Source organism: Bradyrhizobium sp. 138, from assembly GCF_023074075.1.
Classification (GTDB): Bacteria; Pseudomonadota; Alphaproteobacteria; order Rhizobiales; family Xanthobacteraceae; genus Bradyrhizobium.
On record NZ_JADPKT010000096.1, the window covers coordinates 1 to 592 of the forward strand.

1 protein-coding gene is annotated in these 592 nt (G+C 63.0%); it reads left to right on the forward strand.

From position 1 onward, the window contains the following. Positions 1 to 71: 71 nt before the first annotated feature. The coding region (locus IVA79_RS34960) for a cbb3-type cytochrome c oxidase subunit I (RefSeq protein ID WP_247561699.1) at positions 72 to 592 on the forward strand (521 nt) is incomplete at its 3' end.

Genomic DNA, 592 nt, shown 5'->3' on the forward strand with positions numbered 1-592 from the left:
CTTGATTTCAATCAATTCCCCGCGAGGGTGAATGTGGTTTCTGGCTCTGTGTTCTTTCAGAGAGAATCCGCATGAGCCAGCCCTCCATTTCCAAATCCATGACCATCGGTGAAAGCGGCCTGGCTGTCGTGTTCGCAGTCACCGCCTTCCTCTGCGTGATCGCTTCGGCCAAGGCGCTCGATGCGCCCTTCGCCTTCCATGCCGCGCTCAGCGCGGCGGCGAGCCTGGCTGCGGTGTTCGTCATCGTGAACCGCTACTTCGAACGGCCGGCCACGCTGCCACCTGCGGAGGTCAACGGCCGCCCGAACTACAATATGGGCCCGATCAAGTTCTCCGCCTTCATGGCGATGTTCTGGGGCATTGCCGGCTTTCTCGTCGGCCTGATCATCGCTTCGCAGCTGGCCTGGCCCGCGCTGAACTTCGATCTGCCCTGGACCAGCTTCGGCCGCCTGCGGCCGCTACACACCTCCGCGGTGATCTTCGCCTTCGGAGGCAATGTGCTGATCGCGACCTCGTTCTACGTGGTGCAGAAGTCCTGCCGCGCGCGCCTCGCCGGCGACCTCGCGCCCTGGTTCGTCGTGGTGGGCTACAA